The 25,246-nt window shown below is 68.6% G+C and carries 26 protein-coding genes; 18 read left to right on the top strand and 8 right to left on the bottom strand.

Going from position 1 to position 25,246, the window contains the following annotated elements:
* Positions 1-3: 3 nt before the first annotated feature.
* Positions 4-738 carry a DUF1028 domain-containing protein gene (locus AAC979_RS19715; RefSeq protein ID WP_371348583.1) on the top strand — a complete coding sequence of 245 codons (735 nt, stop codon included), beginning with the start codon at positions 4-6 and terminating at the stop codon, positions 736-738.
* Between the two features lie 178 nt (positions 739-916).
* On the opposite strand, the gene AAC979_RS19710 is transcribed toward AAC979_RS19715, so the two are convergent.
* The 3 genes from AAC979_RS19710 to choX all read right to left on the bottom strand — a co-directional run bounded on the left by AAC979_RS19710 (position 917) and on the right by choX (position 4,070).
* Positions 917-1,246 carry a hypothetical protein gene (locus AAC979_RS19710; protein WP_371348582.1) on the bottom strand — a complete coding sequence of 110 codons (330 nt, stop codon included), beginning with the start codon at positions 1,244-1,246 and terminating at the stop codon, positions 917-919.
* A gap of 249 nt (positions 1,247-1,495) precedes the next feature.
* On the bottom strand, positions 1,496-3,034 hold the full coding sequence (betC, locus tag AAC979_RS19705; RefSeq protein WP_371348581.1) for a choline-sulfatase: 1,539 nt from the start codon (positions 3,032-3,034) through the stop codon (positions 1,496-1,498).
* A 94-nt stretch (positions 3,035-3,128) separates the two neighbouring features.
* Positions 3,129-4,070 (bottom strand): choline ABC transporter substrate-binding protein, encoded by a 942-nt coding sequence (gene choX, locus AAC979_RS19700; protein WP_371348580.1) that lies wholly within the window; start codon positions 4,068-4,070, stop codon positions 3,129-3,131.
* A gap of 151 nt (positions 4,071-4,221) precedes the next feature.
* On the opposite strand from choX, the gene AAC979_RS19695 reads away from it, so the two are divergent.
* The 11 genes from AAC979_RS19695 to AAC979_RS19645 all read left to right on the top strand — a co-directional run bounded on the left by AAC979_RS19695 (position 4,222) and on the right by AAC979_RS19645 (position 17,474).
* Positions 4,222-5,163 (top strand): LysR substrate-binding domain-containing protein, encoded by a 942-nt coding sequence (locus AAC979_RS19695; RefSeq protein WP_371348579.1) that lies wholly within the window; start codon positions 4,222-4,224, stop codon positions 5,161-5,163.
* 215 nt (positions 5,164-5,378) lie between these two features.
* Positions 5,379-6,500: a transporter substrate-binding domain-containing protein gene (locus AAC979_RS19690; protein WP_371349103.1), complete on the top strand. Its 1,122-nt coding sequence runs from the start codon at positions 5,379-5,381 to the stop codon at positions 6,498-6,500.
* Entirely contained in the window at positions 6,500-7,156 is a 657-nt protein-coding gene (locus AAC979_RS19685; protein ID WP_371348578.1) for an ANTAR domain-containing response regulator, read from the top strand. The genes AAC979_RS19690 and AAC979_RS19685 overlap by 1 nt, the downstream gene beginning before the upstream one ends.
* 19 nt (positions 7,157-7,175) lie before the next feature.
* Positions 7,176-8,414, top strand: a complete 1,239-nt coding sequence (locus AAC979_RS19680; RefSeq protein WP_371348577.1) for an urea ABC transporter substrate-binding protein — start codon at positions 7,176-7,178, stop codon at positions 8,412-8,414.
* A gap of 306 nt (positions 8,415-8,720) precedes the next feature.
* Positions 8,721-9,593, top strand: a complete 873-nt coding sequence (locus tag AAC979_RS19675; protein ID WP_371348576.1) for a branched-chain amino acid ABC transporter permease — start codon at positions 8,721-8,723, stop codon at positions 9,591-9,593.
* A gap of 20 nt (positions 9,594-9,613) precedes the next feature.
* Positions 9,614-10,678, top strand: coding sequence for a branched-chain amino acid ABC transporter permease (locus AAC979_RS19670; RefSeq protein WP_371348575.1), 1,065 nt, complete (start codon positions 9,614-9,616; stop codon positions 10,676-10,678).
* Entirely contained in the window at positions 10,678-11,424 is a 747-nt protein-coding gene (locus tag AAC979_RS19665) for an ABC transporter ATP-binding protein (protein WP_371348574.1), read from the top strand. Before AAC979_RS19670 ends, AAC979_RS19665 begins: the two co-directional genes overlap by 1 nt.
* Positions 11,417-12,130, top strand: coding sequence for an ABC transporter ATP-binding protein (locus tag AAC979_RS19660; protein WP_307018899.1), 714 nt, complete (start codon positions 11,417-11,419; stop codon positions 12,128-12,130). The genes AAC979_RS19665 and AAC979_RS19660 overlap by 8 nt, the downstream gene beginning before the upstream one ends.
* 29 nt (positions 12,131-12,159) lie before the next feature.
* Positions 12,160-13,152 (top strand): acetamidase/formamidase family protein, encoded by a 993-nt coding sequence (locus tag AAC979_RS19655; RefSeq protein ID WP_371348573.1) that lies wholly within the window; start codon positions 12,160-12,162, stop codon positions 13,150-13,152.
* Between the two features lie 150 nt (positions 13,153-13,302).
* The gene (locus AAC979_RS19650; protein ID WP_371348572.1) at positions 13,303-15,021 is read left to right on the top strand and encodes a nitrilase-related carbon-nitrogen hydrolase; all 1,719 of its coding nucleotides are present in this window, start codon (positions 13,303-13,305) and stop codon (positions 15,019-15,021) included.
* A 107-nt stretch (positions 15,022-15,128) separates the two neighbouring features.
* Positions 15,129-17,474: a Tex family protein gene (locus AAC979_RS19645; RefSeq protein WP_371348571.1), complete on the top strand. Its 2,346-nt coding sequence runs from the start codon at positions 15,129-15,131 to the stop codon at positions 17,472-17,474.
* Between the two features lie 12 nt (positions 17,475-17,486).
* Here AAC979_RS19645 and AAC979_RS19640 read toward each other — a convergent pair whose 3' ends face one another.
* The gene (locus tag AAC979_RS19640) at positions 17,487-18,725 is read right to left on the bottom strand and encodes an SLC13 family permease (protein ID WP_371348570.1); all 1,239 of its coding nucleotides are present in this window, start codon (positions 18,723-18,725) and stop codon (positions 17,487-17,489) included.
* A 226-nt stretch (positions 18,726-18,951) separates the two neighbouring features.
* Positions 18,952-20,022: a nucleotidyltransferase family protein gene (locus AAC979_RS19635; protein ID WP_371348569.1), complete on the bottom strand. Its 1,071-nt coding sequence runs from the start codon at positions 20,020-20,022 to the stop codon at positions 18,952-18,954.
* Positions 20,023-20,221: 199 nt separating this feature from the next.
* On the opposite strand from AAC979_RS19635, the gene AAC979_RS19630 reads away from it, so the two are divergent.
* The 6 genes from AAC979_RS19630 (at position 20,222) to AAC979_RS19605 (ending at position 22,857) form a co-directional block, all read left to right on the top strand.
* On the top strand, positions 20,222-20,386 hold the full coding sequence (locus AAC979_RS19630) for a hypothetical protein (protein WP_371348568.1): 165 nt from the start codon (positions 20,222-20,224) through the stop codon (positions 20,384-20,386).
* Positions 20,383-20,559, top strand: coding sequence for a hypothetical protein (locus AAC979_RS19625; RefSeq protein ID WP_371348567.1), 177 nt, complete (start codon positions 20,383-20,385; stop codon positions 20,557-20,559). Before AAC979_RS19630 ends, AAC979_RS19625 begins: the two co-directional genes overlap by 4 nt.
* Positions 20,556-20,723, top strand: coding sequence for a hypothetical protein (locus AAC979_RS19620; RefSeq protein WP_371348566.1), 168 nt, complete (start codon positions 20,556-20,558; stop codon positions 20,721-20,723). Before AAC979_RS19625 ends, AAC979_RS19620 begins: the two co-directional genes overlap by 4 nt.
* A gap of 139 nt (positions 20,724-20,862) precedes the next feature.
* Entirely contained in the window at positions 20,863-21,057 is a 195-nt protein-coding gene (locus AAC979_RS19615; protein WP_371348565.1) for a hypothetical protein, read from the top strand.
* Between the two features lie 112 nt (positions 21,058-21,169).
* Entirely contained in the window at positions 21,170-21,379 is a 210-nt protein-coding gene (locus AAC979_RS19610; RefSeq protein ID WP_371348564.1) for a hypothetical protein, read from the top strand.
* Positions 21,380-21,600: 221 nt separating this feature from the next.
* Positions 21,601-22,857 (top strand): hypothetical protein, encoded by a 1,257-nt coding sequence (locus AAC979_RS19605; RefSeq protein ID WP_371348563.1) that lies wholly within the window; start codon positions 21,601-21,603, stop codon positions 22,855-22,857.
* 49 nt (positions 22,858-22,906) lie between these two features.
* On the opposite strand, the gene AAC979_RS19600 is transcribed toward AAC979_RS19605, so the two are convergent.
* The 3 genes from AAC979_RS19600 to AAC979_RS19590 all read right to left on the bottom strand — a co-directional run bounded on the left by AAC979_RS19600 (position 22,907) and on the right by AAC979_RS19590 (position 25,245).
* A complete protein-coding gene (locus AAC979_RS19600; RefSeq protein ID WP_371348562.1) occupies positions 22,907-23,623 on the bottom strand; it encodes an FCD domain-containing protein in 717 nt (238 codons plus the stop codon).
* Between the two features lie 123 nt (positions 23,624-23,746).
* Complete coding sequence (locus tag AAC979_RS19595) at positions 23,747-24,736, bottom strand: dihydroxyacetone kinase subunit DhaK (RefSeq protein ID WP_371348561.1); 990 nt, start codon at positions 24,734-24,736, stop codon at positions 23,747-23,749.
* A gap of 98 nt (positions 24,737-24,834) precedes the next feature.
* Positions 24,835-25,245, bottom strand: coding sequence for a hypothetical protein (locus AAC979_RS19590; protein ID WP_371348560.1), 411 nt, complete (start codon positions 25,243-25,245; stop codon positions 24,835-24,837).
* Between the last annotated feature and the right edge of the window lies 1 nt (position 25,246).

Here is a 25,246-nt window from a genome sequence, read left to right as displayed (position 1 = left end):
GGCATGACCTTCTCGATCGTCGCCCGCTGCCCCGCCACCGGCCGTCTCGGCGTCGCCGTGGCCACCGCCGTGCCGGCGGTCGGCTCCCTTTGCCCGTTCACGCGGCCGAAGCTGGGGGCGGTGTCGACCCAGTCCTGGGTCAATCCCTATCTGGCGCTGGGCGTGCTCGACGCCATCGCCGGCGGCGCCACCGCCCGCGCCGCGCTATCCGCCGTGCTGGCGGAAGACGGCGCGCGCGAGCTGCGCCAGATCGGCGTCGTCGATGCCGCGGGTGAGGCCGGCGCCTTCACCGGCGCCGACTGCACACCCTGGTGCGGACAGGAAATCGGCGACGGTTTCGCCGTGCAGGGCAACATGCTCACCGGGCCGGAGGTGATCGACGCCATGGTGAGCGCCTTCCGCGCCAGCGACAGCCAGCCACTCGACGAGCGGCTGATGCGGGCGCTGGAGGCGGGCGACGCGGCCGGCGGCGACAGGCGCGGGCGCCAGTCCGCCAGCCTCAGGGTGCAGGGGGAGGAAGACTATTGCGCGCTGGACCTGCGGGTGGACGAGCACGCCCAGCCCGTTACCGAGCTGCGGCGTGTGCTGGAAATCGCCCGGCTGCAGCTCGTGCCCTTCATCGACGGCATGCCCCGGCGCGGCCATGCCGCCGGGCCGGCGCCGGAGAGCGTCACCTCGATGCTGGCGCTCGCCCCGCCGGATCGGCCGGGCGGCGGCGGCAGCCGACGCCTAACCTGAGAAATCGGCGGCGGCGGCAGCCGACGCCTAACCTGAGAAATCGGCGGCGGCGGCGGCCGACGCCTAACCTGAGAAATCGGCGACGGCAGCCGGCCCGATTGACCGAAGACGAAAAAGCGGCGGCCCCGGAAGGAGCCGCCGCGAAGTCGCATCGAGAAACGCTGTCTTAAGGTCGCACTCAGTCGGTGCTGCGCGCGTTCTGCTCGATCTGGTTGGCGATGTAGGGCTCGACGCCCTGGGTGTTGGGGCCATACATCCCGCCGGCGCTGCGGCCGTCATACATGGTGCGGCCGTCATACATGGTGGCGGCGTTGCGGCCCTCATAGACCGTGCCCGGCTGCGACCAGCCACCGCGATGGGGCGCGGCGTAATTCTGCCCCTGCTGGGTCTGCGGCGACCAGCCCGAATTAGAGCCGATCACCGGGCGGTTGGTGTCGGCAAGGGCGGGGCCGACAAACGCGGCGGCAAGAACGGCACCCAGCATCGGAATGGAAACGGTCTTCTTCATAATCAACATCCTTTGAAGAGAGCGACACTTTGACACAATATCCGGCGTCGAAAGTGCCACGATGTCTGTTTCAACTCGCATTCACCTGGCAGGTACCGAACGGCCCGGCCGGTGAATCTGTGGGGACAACGTGGACCGGCCGGCATTGTTTCCGGCGTATCGCACTCATCGGATCGCAAGCGCGTGATGCACCGCGCTTCATCTATGCGGCAACGCAGCAGAGCCGTGGCTCCGCGGCGGCGCGGCGGGTCACTCGCCGCGCGGAAAGCGCTGGTTCTCTTCCAGCACATTCAGGTCCATATGGTTGCGCATGTAGCGCTCCGAGGCTTTCTGCAGTGGCTGGAAATCCCAGGGGTAATAGGCTCCGTTGCGCAGCGCCTCATAGACAACATGCCGCCGCGCCTGGCTGGCGCGCACCTCGGCGTCGAACCGGGCGAGGTCCCAGCGCGCCGTCATTGCCGCGGTCATCGCCACCATCACCCCGGCGCAGGCGGGATCGCCCGCCCGGTTGACCAATTCCTGCGGGTCCTCGTCGAGGTTGGTAAGGATCGGCGGGTCGAGCTCGCACAGGATGAGTTTCCACGGCCCGTCGCGCAGCGCCACCAGCGGGGCATAGGAACCCTCCGCCGCATATTCCATCGGCACCGGGGAGCGCTCCCCCTCTCCCCGCGCCGGCCCGACCAGACTCTCGCCATCGGTCCACGGCATCACCCCGCCGAGATCGAGCCCGACAAGTTCCGCCAGCGTCGGCAGCACGTCGAGGGTGGACGCCGCGCGCTCAACGCGGCCGACGGGCAGGCCGGGGGCGGCGATGACAAGCGGCACCCGGGCCGAGCCTTCGAGGAAGTTCATCTTGAACCACAGGCCGCGCTCGCCCAGCATGTCGCCATGGTCGGAGACGAAGACGATGATCGTGTCATCGCTTAGCCGGCAACGCTCCAATACGTCGAGCAATTCGCCGATCTTTTCGTCGACATAGGAAATGTTGGCGAAATAGGCCCGGCGCGAGCGGCGCACATCCTCGGGCGTCACATGGCTCTTGGCATGGTCGCTCGCCAGCATCAGGCGCTGGCTGTGCCGGTCCTGCGCCTCGAAGGGAATGGGCGCCACCACGGGGTCGAGCGCCGGACAGTCCGCATAGAGGTCCCAGAAGCGCTTGCGGGCGACATAGGGGTCGTGCGGGTGGGTGAAGCTCACGGTGAGGCACCAGGGCCGGGCGTCATGGCCGCGCGCGAGGTCATAGAGCTTGCGGGCGGCGTGATAGGCCACCTCGTCGTCATATTCGAGCTGGTTGGTGATCTCCGCCACCCCGGCGCCGGTCACCGAGCCGAGATTGTGGTACCACCAGTCGATGCGCTCGCCCGGCTTGGTGTAGTCCGGCGTCCAGCCGAAATCGGCGGGATAGATGTCGGTGGTCAGCCGCTCCTCATAGCCGTGCAACTGGTCCGGCCCGACGAAATGCATCTTGCCCGACAGCGCCGTGTGGTAGCCGGCGCGTCGCAGATGATGCGCGAAGGTCGGAATGTCCGAGGTGAACTCGGCGGCATTGTCATAGACCCGCGTGCGGCTGGGCAATTGCCCGGACATGAAGGAGGCGCGCGCCGGGGCGCAGAGCGGGCTCGCCGTATAGGTGTTGGCGAAGCGCGCGGAGCGGGCCGCCAGTGCTTTGAGATGCGGCGCGTGCAGGAAATCCGCCGGCCCGTCGGGGAAGAACGTGCCGTTGAGTTGGTCGACCATCAGGATGAGGATATTGGGGCGGGCGGGCGAAGGCGTCGGCGTCGCGGTCATGGCACGGTCCACGCGGCAGGCTTGGGCGAGGGTTTGGGCGAGAGCTTGGGCGAGAGGGAAGGCCGGCAGCACCGCCGCCGGCCTCCGCGTGGGGTCACAGGCCGAGCGAGGCCTTCACCGCCGGCAGGCCCGGCTTGCCGTCGATCGTGGTCACGCCCGAAAGCCAGGGGCCGAGCACGTCGGGCTTGGCCTTCAAGAGCGCCTTGGCGGCGGCCTTGGGGTCCTGCCCGTCATCGAGGATCTTGCCCATCATGGCGTTCTCCATGGCGAGGTCGAAGGTGAGCTGCTTGAACAGCGTCGCCGCGTTGGGGCACTCCGCCGCCCAGCCGGCGCGGGCGAGGGTGCGCACATCGGCGCCGCCGAAATTGGCGCCGAAATAGGCGTCGCCGCCGGAGAGATAGGTAAGGTCGAAGGTCTCGTTCATCGGGTGCGGCGCCCAGGCGAGGAAGACGATCCAGCCCTTGCCGTTCTGCGCCCGCTTCACCTGCGCCAGCATCGCCTGTTCGCCCGATTCCACCACCTTCCAGCCCTTGAGGCCGAAATCATTGGCGTCGATCATCTTGAGGATGTTCTGGTTGGCGGGCGCGCCGGGCTCGATGCCGTAGATCTTGCCGTCGAACTTGTCGGCATGGGCGGCGAGGTCCTTGAAGTCCTTCACGCCAGCCTGCGCCACATAGGTCGGCACGGCGAGGGTGAACTTGGCGCCCTGGAGATTGGTGGCGAGCACATCCACCGCCTTCGCCTCGTTCAGCGCGTCGATGAATTTCTGCTGCGCCGGCATCCAGTTGCCGAGAAACACGTCGATATTGCCGTTCTTCATCGACTCGTAGCCGATCGGCACCGACAGCGTCTTCACGTCCTGGGTGTAGCCGAGGCCGTCGAGCAGCACGCCGGCAATGGCATTGGTGGAGGTGATGTCGGTCCAGCCGGGGTCCGACATGCGCACGGTCTTGCAGGCGGGGGCGTCGGCCGCCGCAGCGGGGCCGGCGAGAAGCAGGAGGGACAGGGCCGAAGCGGCCAGCAGGCTACGGGTCATCAGGATCACCTCTGGAAGGAGCGAGACGCGCGGGATGGTCAAGGCGCCGCCTTGTCGCGCGGCGGCTTTCCTTGCCTCGTGGGGTATCAGGCGGTTAAATGTGCAAGGCTGTGAAGCCTGATATTTTCGATGAAAGACATAAGCCCTCTCTATGTCTGAACGGCAGCTCGATCTCGGCTGGATGCGCGTGTTCGAGGCGGTGGGGCGGCTCGGCTCGCTCACCGCCGCGGCGCGCGCGCTCGGCCTGTCACAACCGGCGGTGAGCTATGTCGTGCGTGAACTGGAAACCCAGCTCGGCACCCCGCTTCTGGTGCGCGGCCATCGCGGCAGCACTCTGTCGCCGGCCGGCGAGATGCTGCACCGGGCCAGCGCGGCGGCGGTGGCGGAAATCGACGGCGCCGCCCGCGCGGTGCGCCGGCTCAGCCGCCGCCCGGTGGTGCGGCTGTTCACCGATTACGGCTTCGCCTCGTTCTGGATGATGCCGCGCGTCGCCGCCTTCCGGCAGGTGCGGCCCGAAACGGATGTGCACATCATCGCTTCCGCCAGTGCTGACCCCGGCCTCGACGGCGCCGAGGATGTCGCGGTGCTGTTCGGCGCCCGGCGGGATTTCCCGCCCGAGAGCGTGCAACTGGTGGAAGAGCGCATCTGGCCGGTGTGCAGCCCGGCCTTCGCCGCCCGCCACGGCCTCGGCGGCAATCCGGCGCGCATCGTCAACCTGCCGCTGCTGCATCTGGAAAGCACGCCGCACCCGCGCTGGTTCGGCTGGAGCGACTGGTTCGCGGCGATGGGGCTGGCGCGCGGCCCGGCGGCGAGCGATCTCAGCCTCAACACCTATGGCCTCGTGGTGCAGGCGGCGATGGCGGACCAGGGCGTGGCGCTGGGCTGGGCCGGGCTGATCGACGGTGCGCTGGCCGACGGCACGCTGGTCGCAATCGGCCCGCCGCTAAGCCGGCGCGAAACCGGCTACTGGCTGTCGCCGGGCAGCACGGTTTCGGAGGCCGCGCGCGACCTGATCGAGTGGATCGGCGCCGAGGCCCGGGCCGCGACGGTACCGGAGGGCATGCCCCTCCTCGCGCGCGAAAAAGGTTCTTGACAAGACGGTAACTTCACGCGAGCCTAGAAAACGAGCGACGGGCAAGGATGCCCATTGTCGCGGCACTTTCGGTCAACATTTCCAACGACGGCGTGTCAACGCTGGCTGGTTGGTGGCAACGACGCCCACGGCCTGACGGCCGGCGGGCGTTTTTTATTTTGGGCTTCGGCCCGGCATTGGAGCGATACGTGGCGAAGCACTTCCGCATCGGCGTCATGTTCTCGACCACGGGACCGTACAATGTGGTCGCGCGCTCGATGCTGAACGGCGCCCTGCTGGCGGTGGCGGAGCGCCCGGCGCCCGGAATTACCATCGAGCCCGTCGTGGTCAATCCCGGCGGCGAGCTCGGCCGCTATGCCGCGCTCAGCCGCGAATTGCTGCATGACGGCATCCGCCATGTCGTGGGCTGCTACACCTCGTCAAGCCGCAAGGAAGTCATTCCCTGCTTCGAGAAGCATGACGGCCTGCTCTGGTACCCCTCGCATTATGAGGGCTTCGAGAGTTCCGGCAATGTCATCTACACCGGCGCCTCGCCGAACCAGCATGTGCTGCCGCTGGTCGATCACGCGCTGGCGACGCTGGGCGCTTCCGCCTTCTGCGTCGGCTCCAACTATATCTGGGCGTGGGAGAACACCCGCATCTTCCGCGAAGCGATGACCGCGCGCGGCGCCCGCGTGCTGGCGGAACGCTATGTGCCGGTGGGCGACACCGAAATCGACCAGGTGGTCGAGGCCATTCTGGAAGCCCGCCCCGCCTTCGTGTTCAACAATCTCATCGGCACCAGCAATTACGCCTTCTTCCGCGCCTTCCGCGCCGCCTGCGTGGCGCGCGGCATCGACCAGGCCCGGACGATCCCGGTGGTTTCCTGCACGCTTTCCGAGCCGGAGCTGGAGGAGATCGGGCGGGAAGCGGTGGACGGGCACCTGTCCTCCTCGGTCTATTTCTCCTCCCTCGCCTCCCCGGCCAATGCCGCCTTCACCCGCTCCTATACGCAGGCCTTCCCCGAAGGCCCCGCCACCTCGGCGGATGCGGAAGCCTCCTACATCGCGATGAAGCTGCTCATCCTGTCGCTGGCGGAAACCGGCACCGACGATGTGGAGGCGGTGAAGGAGGCCGCCACCCGCCAGCACCTGCTGGCGCCGCAGGGCGAGGTGCGGATCGACCCGCAGACGCTGCACGCCTATCTCACGCCACGAATCGGCATTTCCAATGCGCAGGCGCGCTTCGACATTCTGGTCGAAGCGCCCGGCCCGGTCCGGCCCGACCCCTATCTCGTCCAGTCCTCGCCGCGTTACGCGGTCGCTGCCCGCAACGCGACACTGAGAGTGGTGAAGTGATGGCACCTCGGCTGCTGCAGAACTTCAATGGCGGGCGGGCGCACATCGTCACGTCCAGCCTCACGGCGGTGGAAGCGCTGGAAAAGACGCTGGGCAAGCTCGGCGTCGCCGCGACCTATCCCGCCCTCATCGACGGGCGGGCTCAGATCGACCTCGCGGCGCTGCAGCCCGAGCGCGACATCCTGTTCATCGACGGCGATCTCGACAACCCGGTGGCGCTCGACACCGATGCGGGGGCGCATCATCCCCCCGTTCCGGTGATCGGCCTTGTCGGCGTCGAGGCGCCGAGCCGGCTGAAGCACCTGGTGCAGATCGGCGCCTCCGCCTTCCTGCGCAAGCCGGTGCAGGGCGGCGCGGTCTATACGGCGCTGTTCCTCGGCATCAACCAGTTCCTGTTGCGGGGCGACCTCCGGGCCCGCCTCGACGACATGGATCGCCGCCGGCGGGGTCGCCGCGCGGTGGTCAAGGCCATCATCGCCCGCATGACGGAAGCGGGCGTGGATGACGACGAGGCCTATGAATGGCTTCGGCGCGAAAGCATGCGCTCGCGGCAGACCCTCGAGGCCTATTGCGAAGCGTTCGTGACGGCGAGGGCTGGCCCCCTCGATGAACCCGTGCAGTTCCGCCCGGCGGAGCCCAGCGCGGGAAAAAGATAACCTTTCACAGGAGAGTAAGATGAACGGGAAGACCATGCGGGGGCTGCGTGCCGCAGCCCTCACGGGAACGCTTTTGCTCAGCGTCGCCCACGCTTTCGCTGCCGATCCGATCAAGCTCGGCGTGCTCGAAGACCAGTCCGGCGACTTCGCCGCCGCCACCATCGGCAAGGTGCACGCCATCCAGCTCGCCGCCGAGGAGATCAACAAGGCTGGCGGCATTGACGGCCGCCCGCTCGAACTGGTGATCTACGATACCCAGTCCGACAATACTCGCTACCAGGAGTTCATGCGCCGCGTGCTGCAGCGCGACAAGGTGGACGTGGTGTTCGCCGGCTTCTCCTCCGCCTCGCGCGAAGCCTACCGGCCGATCGTCAACCAGTTCGACGGCCTTGCCTTCTACAACAACCAGTATGAGGGCGGCGTCTGCGACGCCAATATGATCGTCACCGGCGCGGTGCCCGAGCAGCAGTTCTCCACCCTCATCCCGTGGATGATGGAAAAGTACGGCAAGAAGGTCTACACCCTCGCCGCCGACTATAATTTCGGCCAGATCTCGGCCGAATGGGTGCGCAATATCGTCAAGGAGAATGGCGGCGAAATGGTCGGCGAGGATTTCATCCCGCTCGGCGTGTCGCAGTTCTCGCAGAACATCCAGAACATCCAGAAGGCCAAGCCCGATTTCGTGGTGACGCTGCTAGTCGGCACCGCCCAGGCCTCCTATTACGAGCAGGCCGCCGCCGCCAACGTCAACCTGCCGATGGCCTCTTCGGTGAACGTCGGCCAGGGCTATGAGCACAAGCGCTTCAAGCCGCCATCGCTCAAGGACATGTACGTCACCACCAACTACATCGAGGAAATCGACACCCCGGCTTCGAAGGAGTTCTTCGCCAAGTTCAAGGCGAAGTTCCCCGACGAGCCCTATGTGAACCAGGAAGCCGAGAACTCCTATCTCGCGGTCTATCTCTACAAGCAGATGGTGGAGCGGGCGAAGTCGACCAAGCGCGACGATTTGCGCAAGGAGATCGCCAAGGGCGATGTCTGCATGGACGCTCCCGAGGGCAAGGTCTGCCTCGACCCGAAGAGCCAGCACATGTCGCACACCATCTATCTCGCCAAGGTCGGCGCGGATCACTCCATCACCTTCCCGAAGGTGTGGGAGGACATCAAGCCCTACTGGCTGGGCGAGGCCGGCTGCGACCTGACCAAGAGCGACCCGAGCGCGCAGTACACGCCTTCCAACCCGCCGCCGAAGAACTGATCTCTCCGCTCCCTCATGGCCGGGCTTGACCCGGCCACCCAGGCTTTCGGGCCGTCATCGGCACGAGGGCTGGATCCCCGGGTCAGGCCCCGGGGATGAGGGGGTAAGTGGTTTTCAGGATGACGGCCCGACATAACAACGCATCGCTTCATCCACCCCATCCGGCTGCCGCCCTGTCCCCCCTCGGCGGCACCCGAAGGCATCGCCCCGGCCCGACCCCCCAGCTTTGGCCGGGGCGATCGCCTGAACCGCCCGCCCGCCGTCCTTTCTGACCGACCCGCTCAAACGCTAAAGGCCCCACCGCACATGGATGTCGGAACACTCGCCTTCTCCGCGCTCTACCAGTTCGGCGACGCCTTCGCCTTTCTGGTTCTGTCCGCCTGCGGCCTCGCCGTCATCTTCGGCATGATGGGCGTGATCAATCTGGCGCATGGCGAATTCATCATGTGCGGGGCCTATGTCACCGTCTCCGCCGCCCATGCCGGCGTGCCGCTGCCGCTTGCCATCCTCATCGGGGCGCTGGTCTCCGCCGCCGTGGGCGCGCTGGTGGAAATACTGGTCATCCGCCATCTCTATGACCGCCCGCTCGACACCATCGTCGCCACATGGGGCCTCAGCCTCATCTTCACCCAGGGCACGCTGATCGTGCTCGGCTCCACCATGGCCGGCGTCGGCACCCCCTTCGGCAGCTTTACCGTCGGCGATTATTCCTATTCGCTCTATCGCCTCGTTCTGTGCGGCATGGCGGTGCTGGTCATCGCCGGTCTCTACGCGCTGTTCAACTGGACGCGCTTCGGCGTCATGGCCCGCGCCACCATCCAGGTGCCGCACATGGCCGCCGCGCTCGGCATCGACACCCGCCTCGTCTACAGCCTCACCTTCGCGCTCGGCGCGGGCCTGGCTGGCCTTGCCGGCGGGCTCTACGCCCCGACCATGACGCTGGTGCCGACCATGGGCACCACCTTCATCATGGAAGCCTTCGTCACCGTGGTGGTCGGCGGCGCCGATGTGTTCCTCGGCACCGCTCCGGCGGCGGCCGTGCTCGCCGTGGTCAAGGCGACCATGACCTCCTGGTACGGCCAGCTTGCCGGCCAGATCGGCCTGCTGATCGCCGTCATCGTCGTCATCCGGGTGCTGCCGCGCGGCATTTCCGGCTTCCTTCTGCGCGAGCGCGCCTGACCCGGACACGAGACACAGCCATGAACGCGCTCTCCCGCTTCTTCTCCCGCCTCGAAGGCCCGCAGACGCTGGGCCGGGGCCCCGGCTTCTGGCTCGGCTTCCTCGTCGTGCTCGCCGGCGCCTGCGCCTACCCGCTGTTCTCCGACGGCTACACCGTCGGCAACACCGTGTATTTCTTCACCTGGATCTTCATGGCGCTCGGCCTCTGCCTCATCTGGGGCTATGGCGGCGCGCTCAGCTTCGGCCAGACTGCCTTTTTCGGCATTGCCGGCTATAGCTATGGCATCCTCACCATCAATTTCGGCGCCGCCTATGGCTTCACCTTCGTGGCGCTGCTGCTCGCCATCGGCATCGCCGCGCTGTTCGCGGCGCTGCTCGGCTATTTCCTGTTCTTCGGCCGCATCTCCGGCGTGTTCCTCGGCATCGTCACCCTTTCGGTGACGCTGGTGCTGGAACGCTTCATGGCGCAGACGGCCGGGCCGGAATGGAAGATCGGCGCCGCCCGGCTGAACGGCTTCAACGGCATGAGCAACATGCCCCCGCTCACCGTGCCCTGGCCCGGCGGCGACATCGTGCTGTTCCCCGACGTGCAGCTCTATTACGTCGTGCTCGGCATGCTGGTGCTGGTCTATCTCGGCCTGCGCATCCTGGTGAACTCGCCCTTCGGCAACGTCCTCGTCGCCATCCGCGAAAATCCCGAGCGGGCGGAGATGCTCGGCTACGACATCCGCAAATACCAGCTCGGCACCTTCGTCATCGGCGCGGCGCTGGCGGGGCTTTCGGGCGTGCTCTACACGAGCTGGGGCCAGTACATCACGCCCTCCTCCATGGGTATGACGGCCGCCGCCTTGCCCATCGTCTGGGTCGCGGTCGGCGGGCGTTCGGACCTCACCACCACGCTGGTCGGCACGCTCACCGTGCTCGCCGTGTTCCAGGCGCTCACCATCCATGGCAGCCAGTACGCGCTTGTGGTGATGGGCATCATGCTGGTGCTCACCGTGCTCTTGGCGCCGCGCGGCCTCATCTATGCGCTGGCGCGGCTCGTTGCCCGTCCCTTCTCCAAGCGGCAGCCGGGAGACGCCTGATGCCGATGCTCGAAACCAAAGGCCTCAACAAGCGCTTCGGCGGGCTGCACGTCACCAACAATGTCGACCTGACGCTTCAGGCCGGCGAGGTGCACTGCCTCATCGGGCCGAACGGTGCCGGCAAGTCGACGCTGTTCCGGCTGATCCTTGGCGAGCATGTGCCGAGCAGCGGCGCCATCCTGTTCGGTGGCGAGGACATTACCGGCCTCAAGCCGTTCCAGCGCATCCGCCGCGGCATGAGCGTGAAATTCCAGGTGCCCGGCATCTTCAAGGCGCTGAGCGTGCGGCAGAACCTCGAAATCGCCATGCAGCACCATTACCCGCCGGCGGTGCTGGAAGGCGAGATCGACACGCTGCTCGACTTCCTCAACCTGACCACCGATGCCACGCGCCTCGCCGGCAATCTCTCGCACGGCCAGAAGCAGTGGCTGGAAATCGGCATGGCGGTCAGCCTCAAGCCGCGTCTGCTGCTGCTCGACGAGCCGACCGCCGGCATGTCGCCGGAAGAGACCCATGCCACCGGCGAAATGGTCAAGCGGCTCAATGCCGAGGGCATGACCGTGCTGGCGGTGGAGCACGACATGGCCTTCGTCCGCCAGGTCGCGCACAAGGTGACGGTGCTGCATCTCGGCCGCGTCTTCGCGCAGGGCTCCATCGACGAGATCGTCGCCAATGAGGATGTCGCCGCCATCTATCTCGGCCAGACCACGGCGCACGAAACCGCTCACGAGGCCGCCCATGCGTAAGGAAGTGATGCTGTCCACCCTCGGCCTGCGCGCCGGCTATGGCGGCAAGCCGGTGCTGCAGGGGCTCGACATCGAGGTGCGCCAGGGCGAGATCGTCGCCGTCATCGGCCGCAACGGCGTCGGCAAGTCCACCTTGATGAAGAGCCTCATCGGCCTCGTGCCGGCGATGGAAGGCTCCATCGTCTTCGGCGACAGGCCGGTGGAGCACCTCTCCGCCTTCAGGCGGGCGCGGCTCGGCATCGGCTATGTGCCGCAGGGCCGCGACGTGTTCCCCCGCCTGACCGTGGGCGAGAACATCGCGGTCGGCGGCATGCGCGCGGGCCGCGTCAGCGAGGCCGACCGCGAGCGCGTGCTCGGCTATTTCCCCATCCTGCGCGAGCGCTGGAGCCAGCGCGCCGGCACCATGTCCGGCGGGCAGCAGCAGCAGCTCGCCATCGGCCGGGTGCTGGTGGCCAATCCGCAGCTCATCCTGCTCGACGAACCCTCGGAGGGCATCCAGCCCAATATCGTGCAGGACATCGCCCGCATCATGGTGCAGCTCAACGCCGATACCGGCGTCACCGTGGTGCTGGTGGAACAGAACATCGACATGATCCGGGCCATGGCCCAGCGCTGCTATGTCATGGACAAGGGCCGCGTCGTCGCCGAACTCACCCGCGAGGACCTCGCCGATGGCGAGGCGATGCGCCGCCATCTCGCCGTCTGATCGCACAGCCAGAAATCAAGGAGAACCCCATGTCCTGGCTCGAAAATTCCCTCATGGCTCGCAAAGGCCTCGCCAAGGGCCAGGCGGGCGCCACCCACTCCCTCACCGAGGCGGAGCAGGGCAAGTATCACTATGTCTACGGCCCCTATGTCGATCCGGTCCTGAAGGTCGATCCCGGCGCGGTGGTGGCGGCGGAGACGCATGACGCCTTCGAGGGCGCGATCAAGCACGAGACCGACAACCCGCTGGAAATTCTCAACTTCCCCTATCTCAACCCGCAGAACGGCCCGATCTACGTCAATGGCGCGGAGAAGGGCGACACGCTGGCGGTCTACATCAAGTCCATCGTCCCGCGCGGGCCGCAGCCGGTGGGCACGACGCTGATCATGCCTGATTTCGGCGGGCTGGTGCCGACCAAGGATACGGCGATGCTGAACGCGCCGCTGCCGATCAAGGTGAAGAAGCTGCATGTCGATGCCGAGACCGGCACCAAGTGGAACGACAAGATCACCCTGCCCTATGTGCCGTTCATCGGCACCATCGGCACCTCGCCGGAAATCGAGGCCATCACCTCGCTGCAGCCGGATTATTACGGCGGCAACATGGACCTGCCGGATGTCGGCGTCGGCGCGGTGATCTATCTCCCCGTCAACATTGCCGGCGGCCTGCTCTATCTCGGCGACTGCCACGCCACCCAGGGCGATGGCGAACTGTGCGGCGTGGCGCTGGAGCACCCGACCGTCACCACCATCCAGATCGACCTGATCAAGGGCTGGACGATTCACACGCCGCGGCTGGAGACGGAAGAGTTCATCATGTCCATCGGCTCGACCCGGCCGATGGAAGACGCCACCCGCATGGCCTATCGCGACCTCATCCGCTGGATGGCGTCCGACTACGGCTTCGACGAGGTGGAGGCCTATATGCTGCTCACCCAGTGCGGCCGCGTGCGGCTCGGCAACATGGTCGACCCCAAATACACGATGGGCGCCTCGATCCTGAAGTCGTACCTCACGGCCTGAGCGCCCCTACCCTCATGGCCGGGCCAGCCCCGGCCATGAGCGCCTGACACCACCGCCTGAGACGCAACACCCGCCATCCGAGCGACATTCCCGGACCCGCCGCCGCAACCGGCCGGGCGCCGCACGCTCCTCCATGCCCGGAGACCTGCCATGACCGCCACGCTGAAGGTCGCGACCGTCCAGTTCGAGCCGACCATGTTCGAGAAGGAGCGCAACATCGCCCGGCTGGAAGCGCTGGTGAGCGAGGCTGCCGGCGCCGGCGCGAAGCTCATCGTCACGCCGGAAATGGGCACGACCGGCTATTGCTGGGTCGACCGCGCCGAGGTCGCCCCCTTTGTCGAGGCGATCCCCGGCCCGACCACGGAGCGCTTCGCGGCCATCGCCCGCGCGCAGGACTGCTACATCGTCGTCGGCATGCCTGAGGTCGATGCCACCACCAACCTCTATTACAATTCGGCCGTGCTCATCGGGCCGCAGGGCGTGGTCGGCACCCACCGCAAGACCCACCCCTATATTGCCGAGCCGAAATGGTCGGCGCCGGGCGACCGAGGCCACGCCGTGTTCGACACGCCGATCGGCCGCATCGCCCTGCTGGTGTGCATGGACATCCATTTCGTCGAGACCGCGCGCCTCGTCGGCCTCGCCGGGGCGGACATCATCTGCCACATCTCCAACTGGCTGGCCGAGCGCGCGCCCGCGCCCTACTGGATCACGCGGGCGATGGAGAATTCCTGCTACCTCATCGAATCCAACCGCTGGGGGTTGGAGCGCACGGTGCAGTTCTCCGGCGGCAGCTGCGTCATCGGCCCGGACGGGGCCATCGAAGCGGTGATCGACACGGGCGACGGCGTCGCCTGCGTCGACATCGACCTTGAACGCGCCCGCGCCCGCCGCATGCTGGGCGAACCGGTGTTCGAACAGCGCCGGCCGGAGCTCTATATGGAGCTGCCGACCAACACCTTCACCTGGAACCCGCTCGACTTCTTCAGCCTCTACGGTCACCGCCCGCTGCCCAAGGGAAGGCGCTCGCAGGTGGCGGTGGCGCAGTTCGCCCCCACCGGCGACATTGACGCCAATCTCGGCCGCATCGAGGAACTGGCCGCGCAGGCGCGGGCGGCGGGCGCCGAGCTGGTCGTCTTCCCCGAGCGCGCCGTCACCGGCCTCGACGCTCCCGCCGCCGTGCCGCTGGACGGGGAAGCGGTCGCCCGGCTCATCGCCATCGCCACACGCCACCGCCTGCATCTTTGCGCCGGCCTCGCCGAGGATGAGGGCGGCACGCTCTATAACAGCGCGGTGCTGGTCGGTCCGCAGGGCGTGATCGGCAGCTACCGCAAGACCCATCTCGACGCCTCCGACCATAATTGGGCGACGCCCGGCAATGAGTGGGGCGTGTTCGACACCACCTTCGGCCGTATCGGCCTGCTCATCGGCCATGACGCCGCCTTCCCCGAGGCCGGGCGCGTGCTGGCGCTGCGCGGCTGCGACCTCGTGCTCTGCCCGGCGGCGCTGCGCGGAAACCTCACCTCCGCCCATGCGGGCACGGCGATTTCCCAGAACTACCCCATCCCCACCGGCGCCGATCCGCATCACTGGCACCTGATGCGGGCGCGCGCGGGCGAGAACAATGTCCATCTCGCCTTCGCCAATGTGCTGGATGAGGCCGCCGGCTATGGCGGCAAGAGCGGCGTGTTCGGGCCGGACACCTTCGAATTCCCGCGCCGCGAGGCCATCCTTCCCGCCGGCGAAGGCGTGGCGGTGGCGGAGATCGACACCACCAATCTTGACACGCCCTACCCGACCAATGTGGTGCGGCGCAAGGATCTGGTGACGATGCGCCAGCCGCATCACTACCTCCCGCTCATCGGCTGAACACGGCGAGTTCATCCACAAGCCACGCCGCCGCCCGTGCGCGGCGTGGCCTTGCGGTCTGCGAGTGAATATTGTCGCGCCTCCCTTCACGCGATTCCATAGCCCGCATGACCGACAGCAGCCTCGCCACCGCCACCGCCCGGCAGATCGCGCAGACGATCGCGCAAGAGATCGGCGCCCGCCCGCAGCAGGCGGAAGCCGCCATCGCCCTGCTCGACGAGGGCGCGACCGTTCCCTTCATCGCGCGCTACCGCAAGGAAGTGACGGGCGGGCTGGACGACACGCAGCTTCGCCGGCTGGATGAGCGGCTGGTCTATCTGCGCGAGCTGGAGTCCCGGCGCGCGGCGATCCTCGACTCGATCCGCCAGCAGGAAAAGCTCACCCCGGAGCTGGAAGCCTCGCTCGCCGCCGCCACCACCAAGGCGGAGCTGGAGGACATCTATCTCCCCTTCAAGCCCAAGCGCCGCAACCGGGCGGAAATCGCCCGCGAGCGCGGCCTCGGCCCGCTGGCCGACGCCATCCTCGCGGACCGCGCACTGGTGCCGGCGGAGCTGGCGGCCGGCTATGTCACGGCCGAGGTGGCGGATGTGAAGGCGGCGCTGGAAGGCGCGCGCGACATCCTCTCCGAGCAGTTCGCACAGAATGCCGAGCTGATCGGCCGGCTGCGGTCCTATCTCCACGCCAATGCCTTCCTGCGCGCCAAGCTGGTGGAGGGCAAGCAGGAAGAAGGCGCCAAATTCTCCGACTATTTCGACCATGTCGAGCGCTGGTCCGGCGTTCCGAGCCACCGCGCGCTCGCCATGCTGCGCGGGCGCAACGAGGACGTGCTGGCGCTGGAGATCGAGGTCGACGCCGAGGATACCCGCCCGATCAAGCCCGTGGTGCGGATGATTGCGGACGCCTACGCCATCGGCGACAAGCTGCCCGGCGATATCTGGCTGCTGGAGATCGCCGGCTGGACCTGGCGGGTCAAGCTCTCGCTCCACCTCTCGCTCGATCTGATGACCGAGCTGCGGGCGCGGGCAGAAAAGGAAGCCATCGACGTTTTCGCCCGCAATCTGAAGGATTTGCTGCTCGCCGCCCCGGCCGGCTCGCGCACCACCATGGGGCTCGATCCCGGCATCCGCACCGGCGTCAAGGTCGCGGTGGTGGATGGCACCGGCAAGCTGCTGGCCACCTCCACCGTCTATCCGTTCCAGCCGAAGAACGATGTGCGCGGCACGCAAGCGGAACTCGCCCGCCTCATCCGCGCGCACAATGTCGATCTCATCGCCATCGGCAATGGCACCGGCAGCCGCGAGACCGAGAAGCTGGTGGCCGAACTCCTTGCCGCCCTCCCTCCGTCCGCCGCCGGCAACAAGCCGCTGAAAGTGGTGGTGTCGGAAGCCGGCGCCTCGGTCTATTCCGCCTCCGAACTCGCGGCCGCCGAATTCCCCGGCCTCGACGTGTCGCTGCGCGGCGCCGTCTCCATCGCCCGCCGGCTGCAGGACCCGCTGGCGGAACTGGTGAAGATCGACCCGAAGTCGATCGGCGTCGGCCAGTACCAGCACGATGTCGACCAGTACCACCTCGCCCGCGCGCTCGACGCGGTGGTGGAAGACGCAGTGAACGCGGTGGGCGTCGATCTCAATACCGCCTCCGCCTCGCTGCTGGCGCGCGTCTCCGGCCTCGGCTCCTCGCTGGCCGAGGCCATCGTCGCCCATCGCGACGCCAACGGCCCCTTCGCCAGCCGCAAGCAGCTGAAAGACGTGCCGCGCCTTGGGCCGCGCACCTTCGAGCAATGCGCGGGCTTTCTGCGCATCCGCGACGGCGCTGAGCCGCTCGACGCCTCCGCCGTTCACCCGGAAGCCTATGGCGTGGCGCGCAAGATCGTCGCCGCCTGCGGGCGCGACCTGCGCAGCCTGATGGGCGACAGTGCCGCGCTCTCCGGCCTCAACCCCGCCGCCTTTGTCGATGAGCGCTTCGGCCTGCCGACCGTGCGCGACATCATCGCCGAACTCGACAAGCCCGGCCGCGACCCGCGCCCCGCCTTCAAGACCGCCACCTTCACCGACGGCATCGACGACATGAAGGATCTGAAGCCCGGCATGGAGCTGGAAGGCACGGTCACCAATGTCGCGGCCTTCGGCGCCTTCGTGGATATCGGCGTGCATCAGGACGGGCTGGTGCATGTCTCCCAGCTCGCCGACCGCTTCATCAAGGACGCGCATGAGGTGGTGAAGGTCGGCGATGTGGTGAAGGTGCGGGTGCTGGAGGTCGATCTCAAGCGCAAGCGCATCTCGCTCTCCATGCGCCGCGATGCCGGCGCCGGCGGGGCGAAGCCGCAGGGCGAGCGTGGGCCCCGCGATGCCTCCCCGCCCCCGCGCGGGCCCCGTCCGCCGGCGCGCGAGCCGCAAAAGGCGCCGCAGGGCGCGCTCGGCGCCGCGCTGATGGACGCGCTCAAGCGGCGGTAGGACGCCGACGCTTCAGGCGGCGATCAGCGCGATCCAGCCGGCCGCCATCGCCATGCAGGCGAGTGTGACCGGCACGCCGGCGCGGGCGAATTCGCCGAACGAGATCTTCACCCCGCAGGCCGCCGCCTGTTCCACCACGATGATGCCGGCGAGGCTGCCGAAGACGATGAGGTTGCTGGAAAAGCCGGTGCCGAGCGCCAGCGCCGCACCCAGCGCCTCGGCGTCGCCCGCAGGGTCAAGGAAAGGCACCAGCAGGATCACGGCGGGGTTGTTGCCGACGATGTTGCTCAGCACGCCGCCGGCGACATAGAGCGCCAGCGGCGCGTCGAGATTGAGTCCGAGCGCGCGCAGCCCGCCCAGCAATTCCTGCGGCAGGCCGGTCGCGGCCATGGCGGCATTGACGACGAACAGGCTCATGATCAGCACCAGCAGGTCGCCATCGACATGCGCCAGCAGGTCGCGCGAGGCGATCTGCCGGTTGATCAGCAGCACGCCGGCGGCGCCGAGCGCGATCAGCTCGCGCGGCCAGTCGCTGACGATGAAGGCCGCGACCACGAGCACCGTCACCACCCCCGCCTTCGCCGTTTCCGCCCTGTCGAGCCGCACCGGCGGCGCGGCGGGATCCCGCGGCGGCGCGGCGCCGGCCGGCAGCGTCCAGCGGCCGCGATAGACTAGCGTCACGATCCCCCACACCAGCGGCAGCGAGGCCAGCGCCGGCAGGCCGGCGAGGGCGAGAAAGCCGGTGAAGGACAGGCCAAGCTGCTGGGCGGCGATCATGTTCTGCGGCGAGCCGATCAGCGTGCCGGCCGAGCCGGTATTGGCGGCGAAGCAGAAGGCGAGGAGGAACGGCACCGGGTTCAGCCCGCGCGCCAGGGTGAGCTGGACCAGCAGCGGCGTCATCGCCACCACCACCACATCATTGGTCAGCAGCGCCGAGAGCGCGCCGCCGACCCCCACAAGCGCCGCAAGCAGCACCGGCGGGCTCACCGGCAGCAGCGCCACCCGCGCGGCGGTCCAGGCGTAGAAGCCGGAGACGACGAAGGCAGCAGAGACCACCATCAGTCCGAACAGCATGCCGGCGCTGGCATAGTCGATCGAGTCCCACGCCGCCTTGGGGCTGATGCCGCCGGTCACGATCACCGCCAGCATGCCGATAATGGCCGCCCCGGTACGGTCCACCCGGAAGCCCGGCAGCTTGCCGAAGCCCATGGCGACATAGACGAGGACGAAGATGATCAGGGTCAGCGCCATCGGCCGCGCGCTCCGCCAAACGGGCCGGCGGCAGGCGCGAGGCCGCGCCCGGCACCGCCGGCAGCAGGGAAGCCGGGCGGGGCGCCCGGCGCACCCGGCTTACTTCCTGCGAAATGGCAGGCGGGTCCACCCCCGCCGGCTACCTTTCGCGCTGGATCGTCGCGGGAGCTTCCCCGACTGAGAAGACTGCCGCGCCGCGGGCTGAAGCAATGTCGAGCGAAACACGCTAAAGCTTGGCCGGCCTGTCCGGCGCCAACAGCCGGCCGACGAAATAGGCCGCCATGTTCGCCGCCTTGCCCGGCGCTCGCAGCGCCGCCCACCCGCCCGTGCCGAACAGCGAACGGGCAGCCTTGAGCGTGTGGTGCCAGCGCGGCCGGCGCGTGAAGCGCTCCAGCAGCCGCACCAGTTCCGGATCGGAGGGAAACGGGTTCGGCAGGCCGAAATAGCTGTCGGTGAGCGTGAGGAAGCGCTGGGTCGAGCGCTCCCATCCCGCCCGCACGGCGCGCTCGACCAGCGCCGGCGGGACGACGCCGCCGAAATCGGCATGGATGCGCCCGACGAAATCGAGCGCCTTCATGAGCGGTACTTCGGCCGTGCCCAGCCGGTCGGGCCGGCGGTCGGTGCATTGCGCCAGCGAGCAGAGGGCGCGCGACAGCGGATCGAGCTGCGCGATCCGCAGCCCCTCCCAATCCTCCATGACGAGGCCGGCCGCGGCCTCGTCGACCGGCAGGAGCGTCTCGTCGGGGTCGACAATGGTGCGATGCAGTTCGATCCGCGCCATTTCCTCAGGATGGAAAAAGGGCGGGTAATGCCGCGCGCAGCCACCAAGGCCGTCCTGGAAGCCGTAGCCAAGGCCGTTCAGCACAGTCATCGCCGCGCGCTGCCGGCTCTCCTCCGGCAGCCAGACATCCAGATCCATCATCTGGCGCCCGGCGGCCGGGCCATCGGGCGGCAGCAGGGTGAGCGCCCCCTTGAGCCAGACCGGCTCCAGGCCGGCGGCGTTGAAGGCGGCGCTGACCACCCGCATCTGGCGGCGGAAGCCCGTATTGCGCTCGGTGTTCCAGTCCGCCACCGCCGCCAGCACCTCGGCCAGCTCCGCGTCCACAGCATCGGCCAGGCCATGGCGCGCGAGGGCGACATGGAAAGCGGGGATGAGCCGGTGCATATCGGCCTGGGCGAGGGCCGCCGGCCAGGACGGCATGGTCGCGGCCGCCGCCCGCGCCGCCTCGGTGGTGGAAAAGGGCGAGAGCAGCACGCAGAGCCGCCGCAGGGCGTCGACCGAATTCGGGTGTGACATCACGCCTCCAGGGCCCACGCGCGGGCGCCATCTCCAATGTCGCCGGCGCCCACGCGACGGTAAGGGGCCAGGTCGCGACCGGCAAGCCGCCCCAATGTTCTCGTGGCCGCAAATAACGCTGGTGCCATAGAACCTTTTAGGTATCATAGGAAGGTGATTTCTGCGCGTCTGCCTTTCCTGCGGTCAGTACGAGATGGATATGTCCCAGCTCCCCTCAAATCCCGAAACCGACAAGGCCCCCGCCACCGACGAGCGCCGCCGCGAGACGTTGCGCAAGCTCGGCCGCGCCGCCGTCTATGCCGTGCCCACCACGCTGGCGCTGATGTCGGTACGCCGCGCCGCCGCTGCGAGCCCTGAGCCATGAGCCACGATATCGAACACAAGGCTGGGGAAGCCGCGCCCGCGACGGCCGCCGAAACGGATGAGCGCCGCCGCGAGACTCTGCGCAAGCTCGGCCGCGCCGCCGTCTATGCGGTGCCGACCACGCTGGCGCTGATGTCGGTGCGCCGCGCCGCCGCCGTGAGCATTCCGGGATGAACAGCGAAAACGGTGGCACGGCCGGCACGCGCACGCCCGCCACCGCGCCGGAAACCGACGAGCGCCGCCGCGAAACGCTGCGCAAGCTCGGCCGCGCCGCCGTCTATGCCGTCCCCACCACGCTGGCGCTGATGTCGGTACGCCGCGCCGCCGCTGCCAGTTGATGCTGACAATGCGGCGCCAAACACCCGCATATGCGTGGCCGGCGCCGCTGCGATTGACGCAAGGTCGTTGATGGTTCAGTACTACCTTCTTGCGGATCCGCCCGCCCTCCGGCGGAGGGCCCGGCAATGGAGGCGTGGCGTGGCAGCGAGCGGTGATACGACCCCGGAACGCGATCCGGCGGCCAAAGGCGACGAGGCTGCCGCGTCCGGCTGTGGCGCGCCGCCAAATCCGCGCCGGCGCGCGGCGCTGGCGAAGCTCGGCCGGGCGGCCGCCTATGGCGTGCCCGTCACCCTCGGCCTGATGATGATGCCCCGCTCAGCCCGCGCGAGCTGACCTCCCCCGCCTCACGGCGGCACGGGCGGCGGGCGCTCCATCCCGACCCGTGAAGGTCGGCCGATAATTGATGGCCGACAGCGGCGCCGCCGCCTGTCGAACGGAGACTGATATGTCCGCCGACGCCGACCGTCGCCCCGTCGAGCCGAACCGCGATGCGCGGCCCGACCAGGCTCCCATGTGCCAGGCTCCCGCGAGCGCCCCGCTGACGGCCGATACACGCCGCCGCGCCGCGCTGCGCCAGCTCGGCAAGGCCGCGGCCTATGGCCTGCCGGCCACGCTCAGCCTCATGTCGATCCGGCGCGCCGCCGCCGACAGCTAGATCATTTCACCGTTTCACGGAAAAAATGCAGTGATCTCATTCCTTGTTTCGTCGCGTTTTCTGCAGGCGAACCGGTATCCGCTTCGCTCGAAAACGCCCTAGGCGACAGCTTCCTTTGCCATGACATTCAGCTTCCATGACACGCTGCGCGACGGCCGGGCCGCCGCAGGCATCGGCACGCGCCGCGCGCGTTCCGCAGGAACGAGGCGACCGACCCCGACATGATTTCCGCCGCCGAACCGCGCTTCTATTTCCGCGTGCTCGATGACGTGCTGTTCGTCTTCGACCAGATCGCCGAAATGGCACATGCGCTCAACGCGCCCGCCGCGCGGCTCTTCCTGTCGCTGCCGGAGCAGTTCACCGCGCCCGCCGCCCTCGGCGAGGGCACGGCAGCGCTCGATGCGCAGGATGTCCATGCCTGCCTCGGCGCCTGGGAAGACCTCGGCTGGATCGAGCGCGACGGCGCCGGCCGGGTGCGGCTGCGCCCCGCTCCGGCCGGCGCGACCGCGCCTCCCCCCGCCGCCCCGCTGCCGGAGAGCCGTCCAGCGGAACTGCTGCAGCAATGCCAGGTCCGGCTGGCGGAAACCTCCGTCGTCCTGCGCCTGCTCACCACCGGACGCCGACGCGGCGGGACCAGCGTCCCCGGCTGCATGCAATCGCGCCTTGCCACCGGCGAAAGGCTGATGGGTTTCTTCAGCGGTTTTCTCGATCCCGCTCCCGCCCGCCACCCGGTTGCCGCCACGCTCGATGTCATCGTCGAGGAAGAAGGCTTCACCCTGCGCTGCGTCGAGGGCGGGGCCGTCACCCGCCGGCTGTTCACCGACGAGGCGTCGCAGGCGGTGGGCAAGTCGCATCTGTGGCTGCTCGATCTCGTCTATCGCGACCCGCCGCCAGCGATGTTCGTTCATGCCGCCGCGCTGTCCACCGCCGACGGCACGCTGATGATGGCGGGCATTTCCGGCGCGGGAAAGAGCACCCTGTCGGCCTATCTGGTGGCGCGCGGCTGGCGCTTCGGCACGGATGATTGCCCGGCCATCGCCTTTGCCGGCGGCGAGGCGGTGGTGCTGCCCTGCCCGGGCGCGATCAATCTCAAGTCCGGCAGCCTGGATGTGCTGGCGCCGTTCTATCCCGGCCTCGCCGACCAGCCGCGCATCGGCGCGGGCGAGAAGCGTGGCTGCTATCTCCCGGTGCCGCTGGCGTGCCACATGCCACCTGCCGGGCCGGAAAATCGCCTCGCCTGCCTGGTCTTTCCCCGTTTCGAGGCCGGCCGCCCCACCGAGGTCGAGCCCATCGGGCCGGCGCGGGCGCTGCTGGAACTGATGGACGCCGAATTCGGCCTCGCCGAGCCCGCCGGCGCCGCCGAGCTCGACGCCTTCTTCGACACGCTGGAGCGGCTCCCGCGCTACGCCGTGGTCTATAGCGACCTCGCCGAGATGGAATCGGTGCTGCGCCGGCTGCTGGAGCAGGCGCGGGGCTGAGGCGAGGGGCTGAGGCACGGGGCTGGCTCGGCCGCCGCCGGCCGGGCGTTCAGCCCGCTGCGCCCTCGCGCTCCCAGTAGAACGATTCCACCGCTTCCAGATGCGCGCGCATCGCCGCTTCCGCCGCGTCGGGATCATGGGCGGCGATCGCCGCATAGATGCGCTCGTGAAAGGCGAGGGCCAGTTCCTTTGCCTCGGCGACCTGCAGCGTCACCTGGCGCTGCTTGGAGAGCCATTGCACCACCGCCTGGTGCAGCCCATTGAACAGCGGGTTCTGCGCCACCAGCACGATCTCGTAATGGAAGGCGATGTCGGAAGCGCCGAACGCCGTCATGTCGCCGAGGTCGCGCCGGTTGCGGGCGAGCGCGTCGCCGATGCGGGCGATCTCCGCCGGGCCGGCCTCGCGCGCGGCATGGCGGGCCAGCGCCGCTTCGAGATGCAGCCGCGCATTCTGGAAATGCGCCATGCCCGCCGGGCGGGCGAGATAGGCCCGCACCGAGGCGGAAAGCTCGTGGATGAAATGGCTGGGGTCCGGCCGCACCACCCGCGCCCGCTCGCCATTGGCGATGGCGATCAGCCCCGCCTTCTGCAGCGACAGCAGCGCCTCGCGGATCGCCGGCCGGCCGACCTTGAACTGGTCCATCAATTCGCGCTCGGAAGGCAGCGCGTCGCCCTCGCCCAGCGTGCCGTCGAGCATGAGCTGCTCAAGGCGTTCGGCCACATCCTCATAGAGGCGGCGGCGGCGGATCGGTTCGATGTCGAGCACGGCAGGTCCCCCGGGGCAAGGCCCGCGCGAACTGGCAGATGTCGCGGCGGCAAAGCCGCCAGTCTCGCGCGTGGTATGAAAGGATCGCCGGCGGGGGCCCCTGTCAACCGCCGCGGCGCGCCGTCACCACACCAGCGCCGGCGTCGTCACCGGCGCGCACCACAGTTCGAACTCGGCCGGGGAGAGCAACGCCAGCGTCACCGAAAGCCCCGCCATGTCGAGCGAGGTGACAAAGGTACCGACCAGCGCCCGCGCCGGCACGATCCCGCGCTCGCGCAGAAAGGCACGGGCCAGCGCGTGGGCGTAGTTGAGCTCGATCGGCGGGGTGCCGCCAAAGCCGTTGACGATCAGCAGCGGACGCGCCCCGTCGAGCGGGGCGAGCTGCGCCAGCACCGGCTCGCACAGCAGCCGCACGATTTCCGCCGGCCCGGCGCGGCCGGTGCGGTAAAGCCCCGGCTCGCCATGGATGCCGACGCCGATCTCCATCTCGTCCGGGCCGAGGGCGAAGGTGGCGCGCGCCGTGTCGGGCGAAGTGACGCCGCGCAGGGCGACGCCCATGCTGCGCAGCCGGCCGGAGAGCCCCTCCCCCAGCGCCTTGAGCGCCGCGAGATCCTCGCCGCGCTCGGCCGCCGCGCCGAGGATCTTCTCCACCACCACCGTGCCGGCCACCCCCCGCCGCCCGCGGCTGCGCACGGAAGGCCCGGTCGCCGCATCGTCCTCGACGATCACCGTCTCCACGCGGTGGCGCCCGGCGGCCATTTCCGCCGCCATCTCGAAATTCATCACGTCGCCATCATAGTTCTTCACCACCAGCAGGCAGCCGGCGCCGGTGTCGGTCTCGTCCATGGCGGCGAGGATCTGGTCGGGCGTCGGCGAGGTGAAGACATGGCCGGTGCAGGCGGCATCCAGCATGCCCGCGCCGACGAAGCCGCAATGCAGCGGCTCGTGCCCGGCGCCGCCGCCGGAAATCACCGCCACCTTGCCCGGGTGCAGGGCGCGGCGGCGCACGAATTTCGCCGCACGGCCGAAGGCGACGAGTTCCTCATGCGCGGCGACGAAACCGATGAGGCTGTCCGCCACCAGCGTCTGCGTCGCGCCGAGGAACCGCGTCATCCGACCCTCGCCCCGTCCGCCATCCGGTATGCCACACGCTGCCGCACCGGCTCAGCCCCGCCGGCGCCGGCCATGCGCCTCGCCTGTCGTCGCCCGCATCACTCGCCCCCGTTCACCAGCGCCGCCATCTTAGCCACGAAGTCGGCGATGGCATCGTCGAAGCTGCGATTCTTCTTGTCGTCGCCGAAATCCGGCACCATCAGCGCCAGGGTCCGCATAGCCGAGGCCCCGCCCACATCCGGCAGCCGGCCGGGATGGGCGGCCTCATAGGCGGCGAGAAACCGCTCCTGTTCCGTCGGGCTGAAATGGCAGACCCGCAGGATGGTTGGCAGGTGCCGGGCCGGCAGCGGCGTGTCATAGGCCGGGCTCGTCACCTGGGTGACGAAGCTGCGGTGCTTGCCCAGCGCCGCCGCCAGGCGCTGGCGCGTGCCGGAGGGCCGGTTGTCGAGAATGCCGGCAAGCAGGGTCTTGTAGGCGATCACCGCCTCGTCGCTGGTCTCGCGCGCCATT

Origin of the sequence: Ancylobacter sp. IITR112 (genome assembly GCF_041415945.1) — a bacterium.
Classification (GTDB): Bacteria; Pseudomonadota; Alphaproteobacteria; order Rhizobiales; family Xanthobacteraceae; genus Ancylobacter.
Note: the sequence above shows the minus strand (reverse complement) of the source record. Positions and strands in the feature narration are given on the sequence as shown.